The organism is Pseudomonas sp. GW822-FHT02E03 (assembly GCF_058802325.1).
The window spans coordinates 94,993-116,569 of sequence record NZ_JBXAOA010000018.1 but is presented as its reverse complement, the minus strand read 5'-3'; the positions used below and the strand labels follow the sequence as shown (position 1 = coordinate 116,569).

Annotated in this window: 22 protein-coding genes and 1 tRNA gene; 13 read left to right on the top strand and 10 right to left on the bottom strand. The window is 58.7% G+C overall.

Annotated features, from left to right (window positions below; all coding sequences use genetic code 11):
- Window positions 1-181: 181 nt before the first annotated feature.
- The 4 genes from AC1RQB_RS15790 to AC1RQB_RS15775 all read left to right on the top strand — a co-directional run bounded on the left by AC1RQB_RS15790 (window position 182) and on the right by AC1RQB_RS15775 (window position 4,970).
- A complete protein-coding gene (locus AC1RQB_RS15790; protein WP_063341851.1) occupies window positions 182-1,474 on the top strand; it encodes a murein hydrolase activator EnvC family protein in 1,293 nt (430 codons plus the stop codon).
- A gap of 34 nt (window positions 1,475-1,508) precedes the next feature.
- The gene (locus AC1RQB_RS15785; RefSeq protein WP_008068780.1) at window positions 1,509-2,828 is read left to right on the top strand and encodes a S41 family peptidase; all 1,320 of its coding nucleotides are present in this window, start codon (window positions 1,509-1,511) and stop codon (window positions 2,826-2,828) included.
- A 1-nt stretch (window position 2,829) separates the two neighbouring features.
- Window positions 2,830-3,627: a divergent polysaccharide deacetylase family protein gene (locus tag AC1RQB_RS15780; RefSeq protein WP_063341852.1), complete on the top strand. Its 798-nt coding sequence runs from the start codon at window positions 2,830-2,832 to the stop codon at window positions 3,625-3,627.
- A gap of 104 nt (window positions 3,628-3,731) precedes the next feature.
- Complete coding sequence (locus AC1RQB_RS15775; RefSeq protein ID WP_063341853.1) at window positions 3,732-4,970, top strand: trypsin-like serine peptidase; 1,239 nt, start codon at window positions 3,732-3,734, stop codon at window positions 4,968-4,970.
- Window positions 4,971-4,973: 3 nt separating this feature from the next.
- Here AC1RQB_RS15775 and AC1RQB_RS15770 read toward each other — a convergent pair whose 3' ends face one another.
- The 7 genes from AC1RQB_RS15770 to AC1RQB_RS15740 all read right to left on the bottom strand — a co-directional run bounded on the left by AC1RQB_RS15770 (window position 4,974) and on the right by AC1RQB_RS15740 (window position 10,840).
- Window positions 4,974-5,729, bottom strand: a complete 756-nt coding sequence (locus AC1RQB_RS15770; RefSeq protein WP_063341854.1) for a substrate-binding periplasmic protein — start codon at window positions 5,727-5,729, stop codon at window positions 4,974-4,976.
- 68 nt (window positions 5,730-5,797) lie between these two features.
- Complete coding sequence (gene hisF, locus AC1RQB_RS15765; RefSeq protein WP_007897430.1) at window positions 5,798-6,568, bottom strand: imidazole glycerol phosphate synthase subunit HisF; 771 nt, start codon at window positions 6,566-6,568, stop codon at window positions 5,798-5,800.
- Window positions 6,569-6,577: 9 nt separating this feature from the next.
- The gene (gene hisA / locus AC1RQB_RS15760) at window positions 6,578-7,315 is read right to left on the bottom strand and encodes a 1-(5-phosphoribosyl)-5-[(5-phosphoribosylamino)methylideneamino]imidazole-4-carboxamide isomerase (RefSeq protein WP_007897434.1); all 738 of its coding nucleotides are present in this window, start codon (window positions 7,313-7,315) and stop codon (window positions 6,578-6,580) included.
- Window positions 7,316-7,414: 99 nt separating this feature from the next.
- A complete protein-coding gene (locus AC1RQB_RS15755) occupies window positions 7,415-7,672 on the bottom strand; it encodes a DUF2164 domain-containing protein (RefSeq protein ID WP_063341855.1) in 258 nt (85 codons plus the stop codon).
- Window positions 7,673-8,311 carry an imidazole glycerol phosphate synthase subunit HisH gene (hisH, locus tag AC1RQB_RS15750; RefSeq protein WP_008068774.1) on the bottom strand — a complete coding sequence of 213 codons (639 nt, stop codon included), beginning with the start codon at window positions 8,309-8,311 and terminating at the stop codon, window positions 7,673-7,675.
- On the bottom strand, window positions 8,311-8,904 hold the full coding sequence (gene hisB, locus AC1RQB_RS15745; protein WP_007939452.1) for an imidazoleglycerol-phosphate dehydratase HisB: 594 nt from the start codon (window positions 8,902-8,904) through the stop codon (window positions 8,311-8,313). Before hisB ends, hisH begins: the two co-directional genes overlap by 1 nt.
- Before the next feature lie 271 nt (window positions 8,905-9,175).
- Window positions 9,176-10,840, bottom strand: coding sequence for an OFA family MFS transporter (locus tag AC1RQB_RS15740; protein WP_063341856.1), 1,665 nt, complete (start codon window positions 10,838-10,840; stop codon window positions 9,176-9,178).
- A gap of 258 nt (window positions 10,841-11,098) precedes the next feature.
- Between AC1RQB_RS15740 and AC1RQB_RS15735 the strand changes: the two genes are divergently transcribed.
- The 5 genes from AC1RQB_RS15735 (at window position 11,099) to AC1RQB_RS15715 (ending at window position 15,327) form a co-directional block, all read left to right on the top strand.
- On the top strand, window positions 11,099-11,503 hold the full coding sequence (locus AC1RQB_RS15735; RefSeq protein WP_063341857.1) for an acetyl-CoA sensor PanZ family protein: 405 nt from the start codon (window positions 11,099-11,101) through the stop codon (window positions 11,501-11,503).
- 77 nt (window positions 11,504-11,580) lie between these two features.
- Window positions 11,581-13,815, top strand: coding sequence for an AsmA family protein (locus tag AC1RQB_RS15730; RefSeq protein WP_063341858.1), 2,235 nt, complete (start codon window positions 11,581-11,583; stop codon window positions 13,813-13,815).
- Window positions 13,812-14,879, top strand: coding sequence for an A/G-specific adenine glycosylase (mutY, locus tag AC1RQB_RS15725; protein ID WP_063341859.1), 1,068 nt, complete (start codon window positions 13,812-13,814; stop codon window positions 14,877-14,879). The genes AC1RQB_RS15730 and mutY overlap by 4 nt, the downstream gene beginning before the upstream one ends.
- Window positions 14,876-15,148 (top strand): oxidative damage protection protein, encoded by a 273-nt coding sequence (locus AC1RQB_RS15720; RefSeq protein ID WP_007897448.1) that lies wholly within the window; start codon window positions 14,876-14,878, stop codon window positions 15,146-15,148. Before mutY ends, AC1RQB_RS15720 begins: the two co-directional genes overlap by 4 nt.
- 103 nt (window positions 15,149-15,251) lie before the next feature.
- A tRNA-Phe gene (locus AC1RQB_RS15715) sits at window positions 15,252-15,327 on the top strand.
- Between the two features lie 84 nt (window positions 15,328-15,411).
- On the opposite strand, the gene AC1RQB_RS15710 is transcribed toward AC1RQB_RS15715, so the two are convergent.
- The gene (locus AC1RQB_RS15710; protein ID WP_063341860.1) at window positions 15,412-15,861 is read right to left on the bottom strand and encodes a hypothetical protein; all 450 of its coding nucleotides are present in this window, start codon (window positions 15,859-15,861) and stop codon (window positions 15,412-15,414) included.
- A 262-nt stretch (window positions 15,862-16,123) separates the two neighbouring features.
- Here AC1RQB_RS15710 and AC1RQB_RS15705 point away from each other — a divergent pair, with 262 nt between their 5' ends.
- From AC1RQB_RS15705 to AC1RQB_RS15690, 4 genes are all read left to right on the top strand, one after another.
- The gene (locus AC1RQB_RS15705) at window positions 16,124-17,182 is read left to right on the top strand and encodes a PDDEXK nuclease domain-containing protein (protein ID WP_063341861.1); all 1,059 of its coding nucleotides are present in this window, start codon (window positions 16,124-16,126) and stop codon (window positions 17,180-17,182) included.
- A gap of 69 nt (window positions 17,183-17,251) precedes the next feature.
- Entirely contained in the window at window positions 17,252-18,226 is a 975-nt protein-coding gene (locus AC1RQB_RS15700; RefSeq protein WP_063341862.1) for an alpha/beta hydrolase family protein, read from the top strand.
- 37 nt (window positions 18,227-18,263) lie between these two features.
- Entirely contained in the window at window positions 18,264-18,680 is a 417-nt protein-coding gene (locus tag AC1RQB_RS15695) for a hypothetical protein (protein WP_063341863.1), read from the top strand.
- Window positions 18,681-18,686: 6 nt separating this feature from the next.
- Complete coding sequence (locus tag AC1RQB_RS15690) at window positions 18,687-19,145, top strand: hypothetical protein (protein WP_063341864.1); 459 nt, start codon at window positions 18,687-18,689, stop codon at window positions 19,143-19,145.
- A gap of 84 nt (window positions 19,146-19,229) precedes the next feature.
- Here AC1RQB_RS15690 and AC1RQB_RS15685 read toward each other — a convergent pair whose 3' ends face one another.
- Window positions 19,230-19,556 carry a hypothetical protein gene (locus AC1RQB_RS15685; RefSeq protein ID WP_063341865.1) on the bottom strand — a complete coding sequence of 109 codons (327 nt, stop codon included), beginning with the start codon at window positions 19,554-19,556 and terminating at the stop codon, window positions 19,230-19,232.
- 364 nt (window positions 19,557-19,920) lie between these two features.
- Window positions 19,921-21,315, bottom strand: a complete 1,395-nt coding sequence (gene gabP, locus AC1RQB_RS15680) for a GABA permease (RefSeq protein ID WP_063341866.1) — start codon at window positions 21,313-21,315, stop codon at window positions 19,921-19,923.
- Window positions 21,316-21,577: the final 262 nt, after the last annotated feature.

Sequence of the window (21,577 nt, the reverse complement as noted above, 5' to 3'; positions counted from 1 at the left end):
CCCCCCCCCCCCCCCCCCCCCCCCCCCCCCCCCCCCCCCCCCCCCCCCCCCCCCCCCCCCGCTCCCACATTGGTTTTCAGTGTTTTTCTGTCCAGTTATCACACAACCCCAATTGGGCATTTTTTTTGCTGCGCTTGGCGGGCATACTAGGCCGTCCCTTTCCCTGGTGTCGCCCGCCTCTATGCTTCGCGTCCTGATAGCCCTTGCCCTGACTTGCCTGCTTCAACCGGCCTTTGCCGACGAGCGCACGCAAACCCAACAACAGTTGGACGCCACGCGTCAGGACATTGCCGAGCTGAAAAAATTGCTGGGTAAACTCCAGGAAGAAAAATCCGGGGTGCAGAAAGACCTCAAGGGCACCGAAACCGAGATGGGCAAGCTCGAGAAGCAGGTCGAAGCCCTGCAAAAAGAGCTGAAGAAAAGCGAATCCGAGCTGCAGCGACTCGATGCTGAGAAAAAAAAACTCCAGAGCGCGCGCATTGAACAGCAACGACTGATCGCCATCCAGGCCCGCGCGGCCTATCAGAATGGGCGTCAGGAATACCTCAAGCTGCTGCTCAACCAGCAGAACCCGGAAAAATTCGCTCGCACCCTCACCTATTACGACTATCTGAGCCAGGCCCGCCTGGAGCAGCTGAAGAATTTCAACGAAACCCTGCGCCAACTGGCCAATGTCGAAAAAGACATCGCCATGCAGCAGGCGCAATTACTGGTGCAGAAAAGCAGCCTCGACAGCCAGCGCGACGAACTCGACAAGGTCCGCAAGGAGCGCCAGCAAGTCCTGGCCAAACTCAGCGACGACGTGAAGGCCCGCGATCAGAAACTGGCGGCGCGCGAGCAGGATCAGGCAGACCTGTCTAAAGTCCTTAAAACCATTGAAGAAACCCTGGCCCGTCAGGTCCGAGAGGCAGAAGAGGCGCGGCAAAAAGCGCTGATCGCCCAGCAGGAAGCCGAAAAAAAGCGTTTACGTGAGGCTCAGGCTGAAGCAGATGCCACTGACGCCCCACGCAAAACCGTTAAATCGACACCTGGCACACTGGTTTCAAGTTCAGGCGAAACCTTTGGCGGCCCCTTTGCCTCCTCCCGCGGCAAACTTCCATGGCCGGTTGATGGTCGACTGCTGGCGCGCTTTGGTGAAAGCCGTGGCGACGATGCCCGTACCAAATGGGACGGCGTAATGATCAGCGCCTCCGCCGGCAGCCAGGTGCATGCCGTTCACGGCGGCCGCGTGGTGTTTGCCGATTGGTTACGAGGCGCCGGGTTGCTGGTGATCCTCGACCACGGCAACGGTTTTTTGAGTCTTTACGGTCACAACCAGACGCTGCTCAAGTCTGCGGGTGACGTGGTAAAAGCCGGTGAGTCCATCTCCACTGTCGGTAACAGTGGCGGCCAGGACACTCCAGCACTGTATTTCGCTATTCGTCAGCAGGGTCACCCGAGTGATCCGGCGCAATGGTGTCGCGCGCAAGGATAGGCGTTGAGTCACCTACATTAGGAGTTCGTTCGACATGCTGTATTTGTCCCGCCTTACCTCGCTGGCCCTGACGATTGCCCTGGTGATCGGCACACCGTTAGCGTTTGCCGCTGAGCCTGCCCCGGTGGTAGCACCTGCAGGCACTGCTGCGACCACCAAGGCGCCATTGCCGCTGGACGAGTTGCGCACTTTTGCCGAAGTCATGGACCGGATCAAGGCAGCCTATGTGGAACCGGTGGACGACAAGACCCTGCTCGAAAACGCCATCAAAGGCATGCTCAGCAACCTCGACCCGCACTCCGCGTACCTCGGCCCGGAAGACTTCGCTGAATTGCAGGAAAGCACCAGCGGCGAATTCGGCGGCCTGGGCATCGAAGTCGGCGCCGAAGACGGTTTCATCAAAGTGGTTTCGCCCATCGATGACACCCCGGCCTCCAAGGCGGGCATTCAGGCCGGCGATTTCATCGTAAAGATCAACGGCCAGCCGACTCGCGGCCAAAGCATGACCGAAGCCATCGACAAGATGCGCGGCAAGATCGGCCAGAAGATCACACTGACCCTGGTACGCGACGGCGGTGCGCCGTTCGACGTGACCTTGGTCCGCGCCATCATTCAAGTGAAGAGCGTGAAGAGCCAGCTGCTGGAGTCCGGCTACGGCTACATCCGTATCACCCAGTTCCAGGTCAAGACCGGCGAAGAGGTCTCCAAGGCCCTGGCCAAGCTGCGCAAGGACAACGGCAAGAAGCTCAGCGGCATCGTCCTCGACCTGCGTAACAACCCGGGCGGCGTACTGCAATCGGCGGTGGAAGTGGTCGACCACTTCATCACCAAAGGCCTGATCGTCTACACCAAGGGCCGTATCGCCAACTCCGAATTGCGCTTCTCTGCCACCGGCAAGGACGAAAGCGAAGCCGTGCCAATGGTCGTGCTGATCAACGGCGGCAGTGCCTCGGCCTCGGAAATTGTCGCCGGCGCCCTGCAGGATCAGAAACGCGCCGTGGTCATGGGCACCACCAGTTTCGGCAAAGGCTCGGTGCAGACCGTGTTGCCGCTGAACAACGAGCGCGCACTGAAAATCACCACAGCGCTGTACTACACGCCGAACGGCCGCTCGATCCAGGCTCAGGGCATCGTCCCGGACATCGAAGTGCGCAGGGCCAAGATCACCAACGAGCAGGACGGCGAATACTTCAAGGAAGCCGATCTGCAAGGTCACTTGGGCAATGGCAACGGCGGCGCCGATAAACCGACCGGCTCCGGTGGCAAAGCCAAGGCTATGCCGCAGGATGACGATTACCAATTGGCCCAGGCCCTGAGCCTGCTCAAAGGACTGAGCATCACCTCCGGCCGCTGAGATGCGCCTGCGGTTGCTCCTCGGTCTGCTGTGCTGTCTGGCGGGTGTCGCTCACGCGGCGCCTGCCACGACGGCGGCCACACCGGCGAAGGCTTATCTGAGCCTGATCATCGATGACCTGGGGCAGAACCTGCTTCAGGATCGCCGCGTGCTGGCGCTGCCCGGCCCGGTCACTGCGGCGATCATGCCCGACCCCCCCCACGCCACCGAGTTCGCCCGCGAAGCCCATCGCGCCGGCAAGATCGTCATCCTGCACATGCCCATGGCCCCGGCCACCGGGCCGTTCGCCTGGCATCCCGAGTTGCCCATCGAAGAGCTCGAGAAGCGCTTGAACGCGGCGTTCAAGGCTGTGCCGTATACCGCTGGTATAAACAACCACATGGGCAGCCGCATGACCGCCCAGCAACCGGCCATGGCCTGGCTGATGGCCGACTTGCAGCGTCGACACAAGTTCTTCGTCGACAGCCGCACCAGTGCACAAACCGTGGCCGCCGCCGAGGCGCAGAAAATCGGTTTGGCGAGCGTTTCGCGGGATGTGTTCCTCGATGACGAGCCCACTGAAGCCGCGATTTTCACTCAGCTACAAACGGCTATCAGCCTGGCGCGCAAGCAGGGTTCTGCGGTGATGATCGGGCATCCGTATCCGCAGACATTGGCGGTGCTTGAACGTGAATTGCCCAAGCTCAAGGCTCAGGGCATTGACTGGATCGATATCCAACAAATGATCAGCGTGCGCGGCAATCGCGCGACGGCGGCACATGGCAAGGATGGCCAGTACCGCCTCCCGACCGCCCGGTAATTGCTCGCAGCCCATTCCATTTCGCGATAACTATTTATACCTGTCGGCACACAGACGCGTGCCACGATAGCGCTCACCCCGAATTTCATCACCAAGGAATGGACATGAAATATCTCAGCTTGTTTTGCTTCACCGGCCTGATTGGCCTGCTGGCTATTTCCGCCGTGCAGGCCCGCGACCTGGGCGAAGGCGCTATCAACGACTCACCGTCAAGGGCACTGCAAAACAGCAAACATTTTTATGAAATCTGGAGCGGCGTGGGACGACTCAGTCTCCACTCGGGCGAGACTTGCAGCGCCGTTCTACTGGATACGCGAAACAGGCAAGGCCGGGCCACCGGCCCTGCTTACCTGCTCACCAGCGGTCATTGCGTATTCTTTGGGTACGGTTCGGCGCGGACCAATCTGCCTTTGAAAGCCAGCGTCACCTTCCGCTACTTTCATGACGTACCACAGCGTAAGCGCCAATACGCCATCCGAACTGCCCGATGGAGCAGTCTGGTCGGGACCGATCTTGCAGTACTGGAGGTAGACGCAACATTGGCGTCGCTGATACAGGCCGGGATCAACCCGCTCAAGCTGGCCTCCCATCAAACCTACGAAAGTCAGAATGCGCTTAACGTTGGCGCGCCGGGCGGCTTTACCGAACAGGGGCTTCGATTGAGCGCCTGTGCTGAACAAACCGCCGGAACGTTTATCGATCACCCTGGGGTTTTCCCTTTGGCCATGAAAAACAGCTGCGATCTTCACGCTGGCAGCTCCGGTAGCCCGATGCTGAACCGTCGCACCAATGAAATCACCGGCATCGTCAGTAAAGTCATGATCTCGCGAAATACCCCAGCGCCGCCCGATTGTGAGCACTCGACATCTTGCAAGGCCGCCCGTTTCAACTACAGCTACTCGGCCAACTTCCTGCACAAGTGCTTTATTGATGGTGTCTTTACCCGCGATGGGGCGGAGTGTTCGTTGGAGCCGGTCGAATTGACTGTCATGGAGCCCTGGAAGCTCAAGTCATACGTTTATAGAACGCAAAATGCGGATGAGCAGATCGTATTGCCTACGTGGGACTTCAGGTTCTCCCTCGAGGCGCCCTTCTACCGCTACAAAACGGTCCATAACGCTCGGGATTGTCAGGCGCCACGCAACTATAGCGCCGCCATCAGCGCAGGAAATGCTTACATCAATACTGAAATCGGGCCACAAAGCGGCGCATATGCGCTCTGTATTATCGGTGTCGCCTCACGGGAACAGCAGCTGACAAGGGCGACATTGAATAACGTGTTTACAAGTGCCATGTACTTGAGCGCGACGCCGGACGCTGCGCTTCAGACCCCATCGAGGTAATTGCTACAGATAGCGCCCCATGATGTCGTCAACAATGCCTTCCTTGCGCAGTTGATCCAGCGCGGCTTGCAGCTTGGCGACAGTTTCGTCCGGCACGTCTTTGTTCAGCGCCAGGTAGAGCTCGGCGCTGTTGAAGCGCAGCACGGTCTTGAGCCCGTTCACGCCTTCCTGGCGCGCCAGGTAGCGGCCTGCCGGGTCACCAGTGGCCCACAGATCAATCTGGCCGTTGACCAGTTTTTTTGCATTGTCTTGATCGCGCAGCACAACAATCGGTTTCAATCCTTGCTTGGCCAGTGTCTCGGCAATCGCATCGCCCTTGTAGGCGCCGATCTTGTATTTGCGTGCCTGCTCCAGCGACTCGAGGGTGATCTTGCTATCGGCCTTGGCCAGCATGATCCAGTCATCCGGGCCAATAGGGCCGACCCACTTGAAGAGTTTCTCGCGGTCCGGCAACCGTGCCATCACGAACACGCCATAACCAGGTTTTTCCAGGGCGAGTTTGTAGATTCGCTCCCAAGGGAAACGCAGTGTCAGGCTGTAGGTAATGTCGGCGCGTTTGAACATCTCGCGGACGATATCCACGGCGATGCCATTGATATTCTCGTCCTGAGCGAAATTCTTGCCGTTCTTCGCCATGTTGTACGGCGGGAAGTTTTCCGTCAGCAACACCAGACCGGTGCCGGGATTTTCTTCGGCGTGAACTCCGTTGATGAACAACAGGGAAGCGCTGGCGAGGACAAGAAGAAGACGTTTAAGCATGTCGGGCTACCGGAATCCATGGCGTGCCCAAGAGTGCCTTGAGCCCGCCATACTGTCCACTGGCCTGTTTAACGCATCACGATGCCGCGATGAGCCATGTAAGCCTTGGCTTCCTGCACGGTGTATTCGCCGAAGTGGAAAATACTCGCCGCCAGCACCGCGCTGGCGTGGCCTTCGAGGATGCCGTCGGCCAAGTGCTGCAAGTTGCCAACACCGCCGGACGCGATCACCGGAATCCCCAGCGCATCACTGATGGCGCGGGTGACACCCAGGTCGAAGCCGTTTTTCATGCCGTCCTGGTCCATGCTGGTCAGCAGGATTTCGCCGGCCCCCAAGCCTTCCATCTTCTTCGCCCACTCAACGGCGTCGAGGCCGGTTGGCTTGCGACCGCCATGGGTGAAGATTTCCCAGCGCGGGGTTTCGCCCGGACCGGACACTTTCTTCGCGTCGATGGCGACGACGATGCACTGCGAGCCGAAATGCTGAGCTGCTTCGCCGACGAACTCCGGGTTGAACACTGCTGCGGTGTTGATCGAAACCTTGTCCGCACCGGCATTGAGCAAGTTACGGATGTCCTGCACGGTACGCACGCCGCCACCCACGGTCAGCGGGATGAACACCTGGCTGGCCATGCGTTCGACGGTATGCAGCGTGGTGTCGCGACCGTCGACGCTGGCGGTGATGTCGAGAAAGGTAATCTCGTCGGCACCTTGCTCGTCGTAACGACGGGCGATTTCCACCGGGTCGCCGGCGTCGCGAATGTTCTCGAACTTGACGCCCTTGACCACCCGGCCGTTATCCACGTCCAGGCAAGGGATGATGCGTTTGGCCAGCGCCATGGTCAGTCCTCAGCCTTTGTACGAATCGCAGAAAGCTTGTGCTTCAGCGACATCGAGGGTGCCTTCGTAGATCGCCCGGCCGGTGATGGCGCCGATGATGCCTGGCGCCTTGGCGTCGAGCAGCGACTTGATGTCACCCAGATTGTGGATACCGCCGGAAGCGATCACCGGAATCTTCGTCGCCGCGGCCAAAGCGGCGGTGTACGAAACGTTGCAGCCCTGCATCATGCCGTCTTTGGCGATGTCGGTATAAACGATCGCAGACACGCCGTCGGCTTCGAATTGCTTGGCCAGGTCGATCACCTGAATGGTGCTGATTTCAGCCCAGCCGTCAGTGGCGACAAAACCGTCTTTGGCATCCAGACCGACGATCACTTTGCCCGGAAACGCGCGGCAGGCCTCGGCAACGAAAGCCGGATCTTTCACGGCTTTGGTGCCGATGATCACGTAGCTCACGCCCGCTTTCACGTAGTGTTCAATGGTTTCCAGGGAGCGGATACCGCCGCCGATCTGAATCGGCAGGTTCGGGTAGCGCTTGGCGATGGCGGTGACTACTTCGCCGTTGACCGGCTGGCCTTCGAAAGCACCGTTCAGGTCGACCAGATGCAGACGGCGGCAACCGCCTTCCACCCACTTGGCAGCCATGCTCACCGGGTCATCGGAGAACACCGTGGAATCTTCCATGCGGCCCTGGCGCAGACGAACACAGGCACCGTCTTTAAGATCGATAGCGGGAATAATTAGCATGCTTTTCCTTCGTCAAAGAGCGGCAAGCTGCAAGCTACAAGCTGCAAGCGAGCGGTGTACCAATTCTTGCAGCTTGAAGCTTGCGGCTTGAAGCTGCCCCTATTCTTTCTCGAGCGCCCACAGGTCGCTTTCGATGCTTTCGAACCTCTCTTTGAGGTGCGTCTGCACATCGAAAATCGCCCTGTTGTAATAGTGCGGAGCAATTTCGCGGGTAAACAGCTCAAGGATTTCAGCCGCTTCGAACGACCCCAGGTCCAGTTCGAAGCGGTCCTCCATGAAGCGTTTGATCTTGTGATTGGCCTCGTTCTCCTGCTCGGGAGTGAGGCTCAGGATCGGCGGCTTCTTCTTGGCAGCCATTTACCAGCGACCATCCCACGCCGCGAAGTTCTGCAGCAATTGCAGGCCATGGGTATGGCTCTTCTCCGGGTGGAACTGCACGGCGAAACGCGAGCCATCGGCCAGCGCCGCAGCGAAATCGACCCCGTAGTGACCGCTACCGACCACCTGCCGCGCATTGCCGGCAGCGATGTAGTAGCTGTGCACGAAGTAGAAACGCGCCAGGTCCGGAATGTTGTGCCACAGCGGGTGTTCTACCGTCTGCTTCACTTCGTTCCAGCCCATGTGCGGCACTTTCAAGTGTTCGCCGTCTTCGTGCAAATCCTTGCCGAAGAACTTCACCTGACCCGGGAACAGGCCAATGCAGTCCACGCCGTTGTTCTCTTCGCTGCTGTCGAGCAAGGCTTGCATGCCCACGCAGATGCCGAGGAACGGACGGTCCTGGCTGACTTCACGCACCAGCGAGTCGAAGCCCAGGCGACGGATCTCCGCCATGCAATCGCGAATCGCACCAACACCGGGGAAAACCACCCGGTCGGCTTCGCGAATCACATCGGCATCACTGGTGATCAGCACCTTGCCGGCACCGACGTGCTCGAGGGCCTTGGCCACCGAGTGCAGGTTGCCCATGCCGTAATCGATAACCGCGACCGTCTGCATTACAGAACGCCTTTGGTCGACGGCATTTGCCCGGCCATGCGGTCATCCAGCTCGACAGCCATGCGCAGGGCGCGGCCGAAAGCCTTGAACACGGTTTCGATCTGGTGGTGGGTGTTGTGCCCACGCAGATTGTCGATGTGCAGGGTGACGTTAGCGTGGTTGACGAAGCCCTGGAAAAATTCCTGGAACAGGTCAACGTCGAAACCGCCGACGGTCGCGCGGGTATAAGGAACATGCATCTGCAGGCCTGGACGACCGGAGAAGTCGATCACCACACGCGACAGCGCTTCATCGAGCGGCACGTAGGCGTGGCCGTAGCGACGAATGCCTTTCTTGTCGCCGATGGCTTTGGTGAAGGCTTGACCCAGGGTGATACCGACGTCTTCCACCGTGTGGTGGTCGTCGATATGCAGGTCGCCCTTGCTGACAATATCCAGGTCGATCAGCCCGTGACGGGCGATCTGGTCCAGCATGTGCTCAAGAAAAGGTACACCGATATCAAATCGGGCCTTTCCGGTGCCATCCAGGTTGATCGAGGCTTTGATCTGGGTTTCCAGAGTGTCGCGCTCGACAGACGCCATACGTTCGGCCATCACCAGCTCCGCAAAAATCATTGGGGCGAAAAAGGCAGCCATTATAGGGTCGCGGGCGCTAAACAGAAACACGAGAGGTGATATCACTGACGGAGTGAGTCCCCTGCCGTCGGGGATAGACATGTCAGTACAAGCCGCCAAACACAAAATCTGTGTCCACGGAGAGCAAATGTGGGAGCGGGCTTGCTCGCGAAAGCGGTGTGTCAGGCAACATTGATGTCGACTGACACGCCCTCTTCGCGAGCAAGCCCGCTCCCACAGGGGTTTTGCGTTAGTGGAACAACACCGCAGTTTTCTGCAGCGTCACCCACACACCCCATGCCAACGGAATGCCCACAACCAGCCACGCAGCCACCGCCAAAGGCTTGGTGCCCGCATCCGCTTTCCATTCCAGCACGGTGCTGGCGTCAGCACCTTTGTCGTGGCCCAGCGCTTGTTCGGCAGCCAGTTCGGCCTCGGTCATGAAGTACTTGTCGGCCACCGGACGCACCAGCAGGTTGCAGATGAAACCCAGCACCAGCAGGCCCGCGAGGATGTACAGGGTGATGTCGTAAGCCGCAGCACGTTCAACGCCGATGCTCAGCTGATATTCACGCAGGTAGTTCACCAACACCGGCCCCAACACACCCGCTGCCGCCCAGGCCGTCAGCAGACGACCATGGATCGCACCGACCATTTGCGTACCGAACAAGTCAGCCAGATACGCCGGCACCGTCGCAAAACCACCGCCGTACATCGACAGGATGATGCAGAACGCCGCCACGAACAGCGCGACGCTGCCCAGGTGACCGAGGTTCGGGATCAGCGCGTACAGCGCAAAACCCAGGGCGAAGAATACAAAGTAGGTGTTCTTGCGACCCAGGTAATCCGAGAACGAAGCCCAGAAGAACCGGCCACCAATGTTGAACAGGCTCAGCAAACCGGTGAAACCGGCCGCAATCGCTGCGATCGAGGCAAGTTGCCCGGCGTCCAGCTGACCAAACGTCTGATCGGTGCCGAGCAATTTACCGGCGAAGACTTCCTGCAACAGCGGCGAAGCCATGCCGAGGATGCCGATACCCGCAGAAACGTTCAGGCACAACACCAGCCACACCAGACGGAATTGGGGGGTCTTCCACGCCACATGCACGTGCACGTGACGGTGAGTGATCATCGCGTTCGAAGCTTTTTTTGCCGGAGCAGTCCAGCCTTCAGGCTTCCAGCCGGTTGGCGGAACGCGGTAGGACAGCGCGCCACCGATCATGAACACGAAGTAGATCGCGGCCATTACCAGGAAGCTCTGCCATACGCCCACGCTGGTTGGCGAAGCGAAGTGCCCCATCAGCGCTGCAGCCAGTGGAGCACCCACCATCGCGCCTCCACCGAAGCCCATGATCGCCATGCCGGTCGCCATGCCGCGCTTGTCCGGGAACCACTTGATCAGGGTCGAGACCGGCGAGATGTAACCCAGGCCCAGGCCAATACCGCCAATGACCCCGGAGCCGATCCACATCAGCCAGATCTGGTGGGTATAGACCCCCAGCGCTGAAATCAGCAGACCACCACACCAGCACAGTGCCGACACAACACCGGCCTTGCGAGGACCTGCGTGTTCCAGCCAGCCGCCCCAGATCGCTGCCGAGCAGCCAAGGAAGATAAAGAACAGCGTGTAGATCCAGCCGAGCATCGAGATCGGCCAGTCGCATTGAGACGAAAAGACCTGTGCGATGAAGCTCATGTCCGGCGCGCAAGTCACGGCCTTGGTGACGCCCAGGGCTTTGGACAACGGCAACCAGAACACCGAAAAGCCATAGGCCATGCCGATGCACAGATGGATGGCCAGAGCGGCCGGTGGTACCAGCCAACGGTTGAAACCGGGCCTGGCGATGATGCGCTCCTTGGACAGGAACGCGGGCTGGTCGGCTTTGATGCCGTCCGCCGTGATGCTCGTAGTCATGGTGTTTCCCCCAATTATTAGTATGGTTCGCCAGCCGTTCTTCACCCCCAGCCTTAATGCACGCAGGCATGACTTTTTTTAGGTGAAGCTCCATTCGGGTGCGACATCACGTCGCAGAAGGGACGGACGAACGGGCAGAGGTTACCATTTGCAGGTGACAGAAAAACCAAACTGATATCACCTTTTTGTATGTCGTCTGTTCTCGTACAACCGCAAAAAAATATTTTCACGCGGATTAACTTTTTCAAAGGAAGCGCCATGCCGATCATTGTCGAGCTGCTGAACCAAGCCACTTATCAGGATCAGCAAGATCTGCAGAAAATCTACCGCGACGCACCGGAGTGGCTGCTTGCCCCATTCGCCGGGGATTTGCAGCTGATCGAAGGCTGCCTGCTTGACGGCTCGCTGATCGCTGGCCGCTTCAATGATCGGCTGTTGGGTGCGGCACGTTTGCAACAGCACCAGGACGTCTGGCATTTGTCCCATTTATGCGTACGAAAAATCACTCGTCGTCGTGGGGTTGCAGAACGCCTGGTGAGCGAGGCGCAGAAAATGGCGTCGCAATCGGGCGCGACATTGCGGCTGTTGGCGCCCGCTGGGCACCTCGAAGCTCAAGCGCTGGCGGCTAAGCTGAAGGTGCCGCTGGATGAGCTCCCGACGTGATCGCTGACCGGTCAGCCACTTCGGAGCGCTATACTCCCCGGCTAAATTTCGAATTCGACTAATACAAGGACTCGCCCATGAAAGCGTTCGGCAAAATCCTGGGTCTGGTACTTCTCGGGCTGTTGCTGATCATTGTGGCGCTGGGCTTTGCCCTGACCCACCTCTTCGATCCCAACGACTATAAAGACGAGATTCGCCAGATTGCCCGCGACAAGGCCCACATCGAGCTGACGCTCAATGGCGATATCGGCTGGAGCCTGTTTCCCTGGCTGGGCCTGGAATTGCACGAAGCCAGTGTTGCGACCCTGGCCAAGCCTACCGAACCGTTCGCCGACTTGCAGATGCTCGGCCTGTCGGTCCGCGTGATTCCGCTGCTGCGCCGCGAAGTGCAGATGAGCGATGTGCGCGTCGAAGGCCTGAACCTGCGCCTGAATCGCGACAAGGATGGCCACGGCAATTGGGAAGACATCGGCAAGGCCCCGGCGCCTGCCACCCCGAGCACCTCGGCCAAGCCGCCCGCCGCCACCGGCGAACCTGCGCCAGCGACTACCGCTCAGGCAGAAAAACCGGCCCAGCCGATCCGCCTGGACATCGACAGCCTGACCGTCAACAACGCCCGCGTTGAATACAGCGACGAGAGAACCGGCAAGCAGTTCAGCGCCGAAAGCATCCAGCTGAGCACAGGCCCGGTTCATGACTCGACCAACATCCCGGTCAAACTCACCGCGTTCCTCGGTACCAACCAACCGGTTCTGCGGATGCGGACTGAGCTGGCCGGCGAGTTGCGTTTCGAGCGAGCGCTGCAGCGTTACAAATTCGAAGACATGAAACTCTCCGGTGAAGTCGCTGGCGATCCACTGCAAGGCAAGACCATGACCTTCGCCGCTCAGGGTCAGTTGCTGCTGGACAAAGCCGCCAACGTCGCCGAATGGACCGGCATCAAAATCTCCGCCAACCAGCTGCGCGCCTTGGGTGAGCTGAAGGCCAACGACCTCGACAAGACCCCGCAAATCAGCGGCGGCCTGTCGATTGCCCAGTTCGATCTGGCGAAATTCGTCGACAGCATTGGCCAGAAACTCCCGGCGATGGCCGAAGGCAGCCTGAGCAAAGTCGAACTGGCCAGCCAGGTTGCCGGTACGCCGACCAGTTTGTCCCTCGACAACCTCAACCTGAAACTCGACGACAGCACTTTCAGCGGCCGCATCGCTGTCGAGGACTTCGCCAAGCAATCGCTGCGACTGAACCTCAAGGCTGACACCTTCAACGTCGATCGTTACTTGCCACCAAAATCCGCCGAAGCCAACAGCGCGAAACAAGTGCGTCAGGCCGAAGTGGCCAGCACCGAGAACGAGGCCATGGCCGGCGCAGGCAGCTCACCGCTGCCACCCTCGCCGACCAAAGGCCCGTGGAGTACCGAGCGTCTGTTGCCGGTGGAACGTCTGAGCAAACTCGACGTGAACGCCGACCTGACCTTCGGCCAACTGACCCTCGACAAACTGCCGATTCAGAATGCAGCACTCAAGGCCACAGGCCTTGGCGGCCTGCTGACGCTGGAGAACCTGCGCGGCGACCTGTACGACGGCAACTTCGAAGCCAAAGGTACCCTGGACGTGCGCCAGCAAGTGCCGGCGCTGAACATGCAGACGCGCATCAGCAAAGTGCCTGTAGAAAAAATCCTCGAAAGCCAGGGGAAAAATCCCCCGGTTCAAGGCCTGGTTACGCTCGATAGCGCGCTGACCAGCAGCGGCAATAGCCAGAGCGTGCTGATCGATAACCTCAACGGCAATGCCAGTTTCGTTATCAACAATGGCGTACTGCTCAATGCCAATCTTGAGCAGCAACTGTGCAAAGGCATCGCCACCCTGAATCGCAAAACCCTCACCGGCGAGCCACGAGGCAAGGACACACCGTTCGAAGAGCTCAAGGGCAACCTGATCTTCCACAACGGCGTGGCCAGTAACCAGGACCTGAAAGTGCGCATCCCCGGCATGACCGTCAACGGTAACGGCGACATCGACCTGCGGGTGCTGGGCATGGATTACCGCGTCGGCGTGATCGTCGAAGGCGACAAGAGCGATATGCCGGACCCGGCCTGCCAGGTCAGCGAGCGCTTCGTCGGCATCGAGTGGCCACTGCGCTGCCGTGGTCCGCTGGAACTGGGTGCCAAGGCTTGCCGTCTCGACAACGAACGCATGGGACAAGTCGCAAGCAAACTGGCTGGCGAGCGGATCAGCGAAAAAATCGACGAGAAGCTTGGCGATAAAGTCAGCCCGGAGTTGAAAGACGCGCTCAAGGGGCTGTTCAAGCGATGAGAGCCGAGCAGTTTTCAACGGCGGTACTGGATTGGTACGACCGCCACGGCCGCCACGATTTGCCTTGGCAGCAGGGCATCACCCCTTACCGGGTGTGGGTCTCGGAAATCATGTTGCAGCAGACCCAAGTCAGCACGGTGCTGAACTACTTCGACCGTTTCATGGCCTCGCTGCCGACGGTCGAAGCCCTGGCCGCCGCGCCGGAAGACGAAGTGCTGCACCTGTGGACCGGTCTCGGTTACTACACCCGCGCGCGCAACCTGCAAAAGACCGCGAAGATTATCGTTGCTGAATATGGCGGCGAGTTTCCCCGTAATGTGGAAAAACTCACCGATCTGCCGGGTATCGGCCTGTCCACAGCCGGCGCGATTGCCAGCCTGAGCATGGGCCTGCGGGCGCCGATCCTCGATGGCAACGTCAAACGGGTGCTGGCGCGTTTTACCGCGCAAGAGGGTTATCCGGGCGAGCCCAAGGTTGCCAAACAGCTGTGGGCCAACGCTGAGCGCTTTACGCCATATGATCGGGTCAACGCCTACACCCAAGCGATGATGGACCTGGGCGCCACGCTCTGCACCCGCAGCAAACCGAGCTGCCTGCTCTGCCCGCTGGAAAAGGGCTGCGAGGCGCACATGCTTGGCCTGGAAACCCGCTACCCGATCCCCAAGCCGCGCAAAGCCGTGCCACAGAAGCGCACGCTGATGCCGATGCTCGCCAACGGCGAAGGGGCGATTCTGCTTTACCGTCGCCCTTCCACGGGCCTGTGGGGCGGTCTCTGGAGCTTGCCGGAACTCGACGACCTCGACGACCTGCAACATCTGGCTTCGCAGCACTCGCTGGAACTGGGCCGCCAACAGGCACTGCCGAGCCTGGTGCACACCTTCAGCCACTTTCAGTTATCCATCGAACCCTGGCTGGTTCAGGTCCAGGAGGCCGGCCATCACGTGGCCGAGGCCGACTGGCTCTGGTATAACCTCGCCACCCCGCCGCGCCTGGGCCTTGCCGCCCCGGTCAAAACCTTGCTCGAACGCGCGGCCGTCGTATTGAACGCAGGAGAGTCGTCATGACCCGCACCATCATGTGCCGCAAGTACAAAGAAGAATTGCCCGCTCTGGAGCGCGCTCCATTTCCGGGTGCAAAAGGCCAGGACATTTTTGACCACGTCTCGGCCAAGGCGTGGGCCGACTGGCAGAAACACCAGACCCTGCTGATCAACGAAAAGCGCCTGAACATGATGAACGCCGAAGATCGCAAATATCTTCAAGGCGAGATGGACAAGTTCTTTTCCGGCGAGGAATACGCCAAGGCCGAAGGCTACGTTCCGCCGGCTGAATAACCCCGCTTTTTCGGGGGGTGGATCGTAAGCGACGGTAATAATTAAAATTTTTTTGAAAACTTTCTTGACGACCCCCTGAAAAACCAGTTTAATGCGCCCCGTTGCCCAGATAGCTCAGTCGGTAGAGCAGGGGATTGAAAATCCCCGTGTCGGCGGTTCGATTCCGTCTCTGGGCACCAAATACCGAAAACCCTGAATCGCAAGATTCAGGGTTTTTTTATGCCTGCGATTTGATCAGGCATCGTACAAGCGTCTCTCTTCGGCTAGTTTTCCGTATTCCAGTGGAAGACCAGATTGCGAGCAGCACCACTTCCTACCTCCGCCGTATCACGCCGTTCCTCACCATTGCGTGTCGCGACGACGGTGTACTTGCCAGGTGGCAGCTGTACGTAAACCAACGGGCCAGCCTCACTCAGTGTCAGCACGGGTTGCCCCGGGTCTTTCTGAATGACCAGATTCACATCCGGAACATATTTGCCCTCCGCCCCGATGGAGAAAGTCATGTGCAGGTTATAGCCCTGCGTTTGTTGAATGGCTCGAGCCTCATCCTCTCCGATACCGCCGGACAGGTAAGTAATCCCGTTTTGCTGTTGCTGCTGGACTTGCACGCCTGAGGGATCGATCGGTTCAAGACTGGCGGCGTTAAGCACGACTGGAAACATCAGTACGCCGACGGCGGCGATGGGCAGCATGAATGAATGGACGTTCTTCATGATGGCGACTCCCGGGTTACGCAGAACCCAATCGTTACTCTTTTTAGATTTGTTACCGAATGTTCAAGTTTTAGATCGATTAGCACTTGGGCTCACTGCGAATCGGACTACGTGATGCGCTCCTCATGCATGGGCTTCCGTCGGCCCGGTCCTGCAAAACAAATTCGCCTTTCCTTCCGATTTACCAGCCGCGCCCGGCATCGCGGCCCCTCACTCTCTTGCCATCCTCTTCCGCCTGTTTCCTTCAGCCGCGGAAAATCTCATGAGCTCCCTCAAACCTGGTAACACTCAAGATCCACAGATCACTTCACTGCTCGGCAATCTTGGCGAGTTGATCCGTGAAGCGCGTCAGAAGGTGCTGCGAGCGGTCGATACCGTTCAGGTGCAAACCTGTTGGCAGATCGGACGGCATATTGTGGAGTTCGAGCAGGAAGGCGCTCGGCGGGCGGTGTATGGCAAACAACTGCTATCGACGCTGGCGAAAGTACTGACGTCGGAGTTTGGGAAGGGTTTTGACGAACGCAACCTTCGATACATGCGGGACTTTTATCAGACCTTTCCAATTTGGAACGCAGTGCGTTCCGAATTGAGCTGGACCCACTACCGCAGACTGCTGCGAGTCGACAACGACAGCGCTCGCCACTGGTACATGAACGAATCTGCGCTGCAGAACTGGTCAAGTCGCGCCCTCGAGCGCCAGATCAATACCCTCTATTACGAACGCCTGCTGGCGAGTCGCGACCGGTCCGCCGTCAAACAGGAAGCCGATACCAACATCCAGCAAATGAACGCCAGCCCTCGGGAATTCATCCGGGACCCCGTGCTACTGGAGTTTCTCGGCCTGCCCAATGCGGGCTTGATCCAGGAAAGCGAACTTGAACAAGCATTGATCAATCAACTCCAGGGCTTCCTGCTCGAACTGGGCAAAGGCTTCGCCTTCATCGCTCGCCAGCAACGCATCAGTACCGAGAGCAAAGACTTCTACATCGACCTGGTGTTCTACAACTACCTGCTCAAGTGCTTCGTCATCTTCGACCTCAAGCGCGGCGTACTGACCCACCAGGATGTCGGCCAGATGGACATGTACGTGCGCATGTACGACGACCTCAAGCGCGGACCGGAGGATAGCCCCACCGTCGGCCTTATTCTCTGCGCGCAAAAAGATGAATCGGTGGTGCGCTATTCAGTGCTGCAAGGCAATGAACAACTGTTCGCCAGTACCTACAGACTGGTGCTGCCGAGCGAGGAGGAACTTCGCACAGAACTGGATCGGGAATGGGCGGTGCTTGAGGAGCGGTTACTCAAGCAGAGGTCCCGATAAGCACGAGTGGATTGTTCATAAACGGCGTGAAGACTATGGTGGTTGGCTAACCGCAAAGGTTCAAAGCCGATGAATTTGCAGGACATGCCCTCACTGGCCCCGACGCAACTTGAATTGCTGTTACCTACCGGCACACCTGGTGAATCTTTCAAGGAACCCGCCTCCGACGGCTTTATCCTTGGCGGCTTCACCTGGCGGCATGCGAATCAAGACCCAACCCGTCCAGTGGTGATCATCAACGCCGCTACTTCAGTCCGTTGCCGACACTACTCGCGCTTTGCCGATTACCTGTTCGCCAACGGCTTCGACGTGATCACCTATGACTACCGCGGCATCGGCGAGTCGCGCCCTGCATCGCTGAAGGGGCTTGAGGCTTCTTGGTCCGACTGGGGCGCGCTGGATTTCGAGGCGATGTTGCAAAGAGCGCAACGCGAATTTCCACAGCAACCCATCGATGTCGTCGGCCACAGCTTCGGTGGCTGTGCGGCTGGGTTGGGCACCTCGGGGCATGTGATCCGACGCCTGGTGACGGTGGGTGCGCAGTTCGCTTACTGGCGCGACTATGCCCCCACCCATCGCTGGCGAATGTTTGGGAAGTGGCACGTGACGATGCCATTGATGACCCTGCTTTATGGCTATTTTCCCGGCAAACGCCTCGGCTGGCTCGAAGACACCCCGGCCGGTGTAGTCCGCGACTGGAGCATGCCCACCGCCAGATACGAGAAACGCCCCAGCGGTCGTGTCATCCACGCCAAAAACGGTCAGCTCCCCTTCGCCAATGTCACCGCCCAAACCCTGGCGATCAGCCTCAGCGACGATCCCTATGGCACCATTGCGGCCATCGAACGCCTGCTCGGCTACTTCACTGGCAGTACAAACACCCACCTGCGAATCACCCCTGAAGATATCGGCGAAGAAGAAGTCGGACATTTCGCCTTTTTTCGTAGCGCATACCAAGCCACACTATGGCCCATTGCATTGTCCTGGCTGCGAACCGGCGAGCTGGCCCCCGATACACCCGGGCGGCGAGTGCCACGCAGTTGATGGATGCGCCCCCTCAACGAATTACGGAACGACGCCCATGGCCTCCGCCAACAAGCAGAACAAACGCGCCTCCCGCGCCAAAGCCAAGGCCAAGCAGAACCGCACCCAGCGGGCCGCTGCGCCGGTCGAGCTGGACCCGAACGACGATCGCATCGACTTCGAATCGGTGGACCTGACTGATCTGTTCAAAGAAATGATCGACGCGCAAAAGATCAGCCAGCAAGCCATGTGCAGGGCCTTCCTTGAACACCCGCTGCTCGCGTTGGTGCTGGAGCAGGAAGGCGAAGAAACAGCGACAGACTTTATCGTCGCCGCGCTGATCGAGTATCGCCAATGGTCCACCGAAGTGGACGAAGCCGGCGCACTGGCGTGGATCGAATCCCCAGCCTTCCAGGCTGACTACGTGGCGGCGTCCGACGCTATCGCAGCCCAAACCCAACAGAAACCAGACTGAGTTCCCATGGCATCCCTGAACAAGCAACAGAAACGCGCCAAACGCGCCAAGATCAAAGCCAAGCAAATCAATATCCACGGCAGAAAACCCGCCGCGCTGGACGATGATCTGGGCGACATCGGTGAGCCGATCCCGGAATACACCCTGGCGATGTTCAGCAAAATGCGTGACGCCGAGGCTACCAGCCGCAACGACATGCTGCTGACCCTGCTGTCGAACCTCGCCGAAATCATCAGCGATCATCCAGAACTGCTGGACATGGAAAACGCCGACAACGAAGCCATGGCCGCCACACATTTGGCCGCCGACATGCTGATCGACTACCGCATGTGGGCCGATGGCATGGACCGCGACGCCGCCCAGGCCTGGCTGACCGACCCGCAATTCATCACCGACTTTGGCGATGCGCTGGACAGTTATCGTCAGTCGCTGGACGAAGGCGAGTCAAAGGGCGAATCAGTCTGAAAACTGAAACCCGGGCAAACAAAAAACGGGCGCAATCATCACTGATTGCGCCCGTTTTTTGTTTACCACCCGAAAATTCAAATCTTAGCCAGAGACAGCTTCCAGACGTGGAATTTCCATGCCGATCTTCGCGCTCACATAGCTCAAGTCGCCGCTGGCGATGGATTGAGCTTTGTAGCCGGAACCGATCAGGTCACGCACGTAGAGTTTGTTGTAGATAAACATGAACACGATGTTGCTGAGGCCGAAAGTGAAGCAGGCCACAATGAACATGATCGCTGCCCATTTGATATCACCACGGAACAGTGGCGGAAAAAAGCCAAAGAAAAACACCGTCCACGAGAAGCCGATTGGCGCTTCTTTCATGGCACCGGTGTTAGGGTTTTTGAACACAACCGATGTAAACGCCATGCCTGTCTCCTTGATGCCCCAATGGGTTGGCTGAACGGCCGGGCTATCTCCATGCAGCGCTGACTCTGACCTGCCGTCATAAACAACAGGTACACGCAAATGCATCTGTGAACACTCTTCAGATGAGGGAGCAGGCAAGAAAGGCTCGGGGTGCTTTAGCCAGGAAGGCTGGGGGCATCGAACAATCCGTGTCCTGAAACTCCATCGCATCCCGGAAACACCGAAATGCACATTCGCCAAGAAGGCTACTATTTAGCCATCACTCTGTCCATGAGATAGCCAACCGAAAAAGCAAAAACGACCGTGATCATTTCTGATGACGGTCGTTCGGTGTTTCTACCGCGTTTACTTTGAGTCAGAACACTCAGCGCGCTATCGCTGCGGTCAACTTCTCGTTGCGACGACGTCGAGCTACCAGCAACCCCGCCGCCACCACGAGTGCGCTTAGCAGGCCGGTCGCGAGAATCTCCACGCGATGGGCTTCCTGGAACAGCATGATGGTCAGGGCCGCGACAATGAATACGATCACTGCGTAGGTCAGGCCCGGGAACAGCCACATGCTGAAGGCGATTTTTTCACCGCGAGCCATACGCTGTTTGCGCATACGCAGTTGCGAAATCGCGATCACCAGGTACACCAGCAACGCGATGGCGCCCGAGCTGGCCAGCAGGAATTCGAATACAGCGGCCGGGGCCACGTAGTTAGCGAACACTGCAAGAAACGCAGCAGCGGTCGACAGCATCACAGCCCAGTAAGGTGTGCCGCTGCTGTTGGTGCGCTGGGAAACGGCCGGCGCATCGCCGCGTTTGCCCAACGAGAACATCATGCGCGAAGCAGTGTAGAGCGCCGAGTTCAGGCAGCTGGTTACCGCAACCAGAACCACAATATCGACGATCAGCTTGGCATTCGGGATACCCATGCGCTCCAGCACGGTCTGGTAGGAACCGACACTGGCCAGAATCGGGTCATTCCATGGCACCAAGGCCACAACAATGAAGATGGAGACGAGGTAGAACAAGCCAATCCGCCAGATCACCGAGTTGGTAGCCTTGGAAATCTGCTGGCCAGGGTTCTTCGATTCCGCGGCCGCAATGGTCACGATCTCAGTGCCCATGAAGGAAAACATAGTGGTCAGGATGGCACCCAGCACCGCGCCCATGCCGTTTGGCAGGAAGCCTTGAGTGTCAAACAAATGCGACACGCCGCTGACCTGGCTGGTCGGCAGGAAGCCGAAGATTGCCAGAATGCCAAGACCGATAAAGCCGATGATCGCTATGACTTTGACCAGGGCGAACCAGAACTCGAACTCACCATAATTCTTCACACTGAACAGGTTGGTCGCCGTCAGCAGCAACGTGATAACCAAGGTGAAGGCCCAGATCGCCACGTTCGGGAACCAGGCATGCAAAATGGTCGCGGCAGCGTTAGCCTCCAGCGGGATGACCAAAACCCAGAACCACCAGTAGAGCCAGCCGATGGTGAAACCGGCCCAGTGACCAATCGCGCGATCGGCGTACGTCGAGAAGGACCCTGTGTCTGGCGACGCAACGGCCATCTCGCCGAGCATTCGCATGACCAGAACCACTAGGGCACCGGCGGCCGCGTAAGCCAACAGCACGGCCGGGCCAGCAGCGGCAATGGCGTGGCCGGAGCCGACGAACAGGCCGGCGCCGATGACTCCGGCAATCGACAGCATGGTCACATGACGCGGTTTTAGCCCCTGTTCAAGGCCATTGGAGGAGCTTTGGCTACTGCTCATTAAAACTACCTTTGCAAGTAAAGCGATGACGTCGGCCCGGTCTGAAATCCCTTCTCGTAAAAAGAATCCAACAGGGCGTTTCTTATTCTGCACGCAATAAGTGCGCCAAAATGTTTCACGCGCCCGTTACACGGGGCCTGCACGCAGATCGAGCAGTTATCGCAAGTCATTGAGATTAATGGCATTTCGCCAGAGCGTTACCCTGCCACCCACTTCAGTAACGAATCTGCGCACCAAAAACACATCAAGAAATACAGGTGCG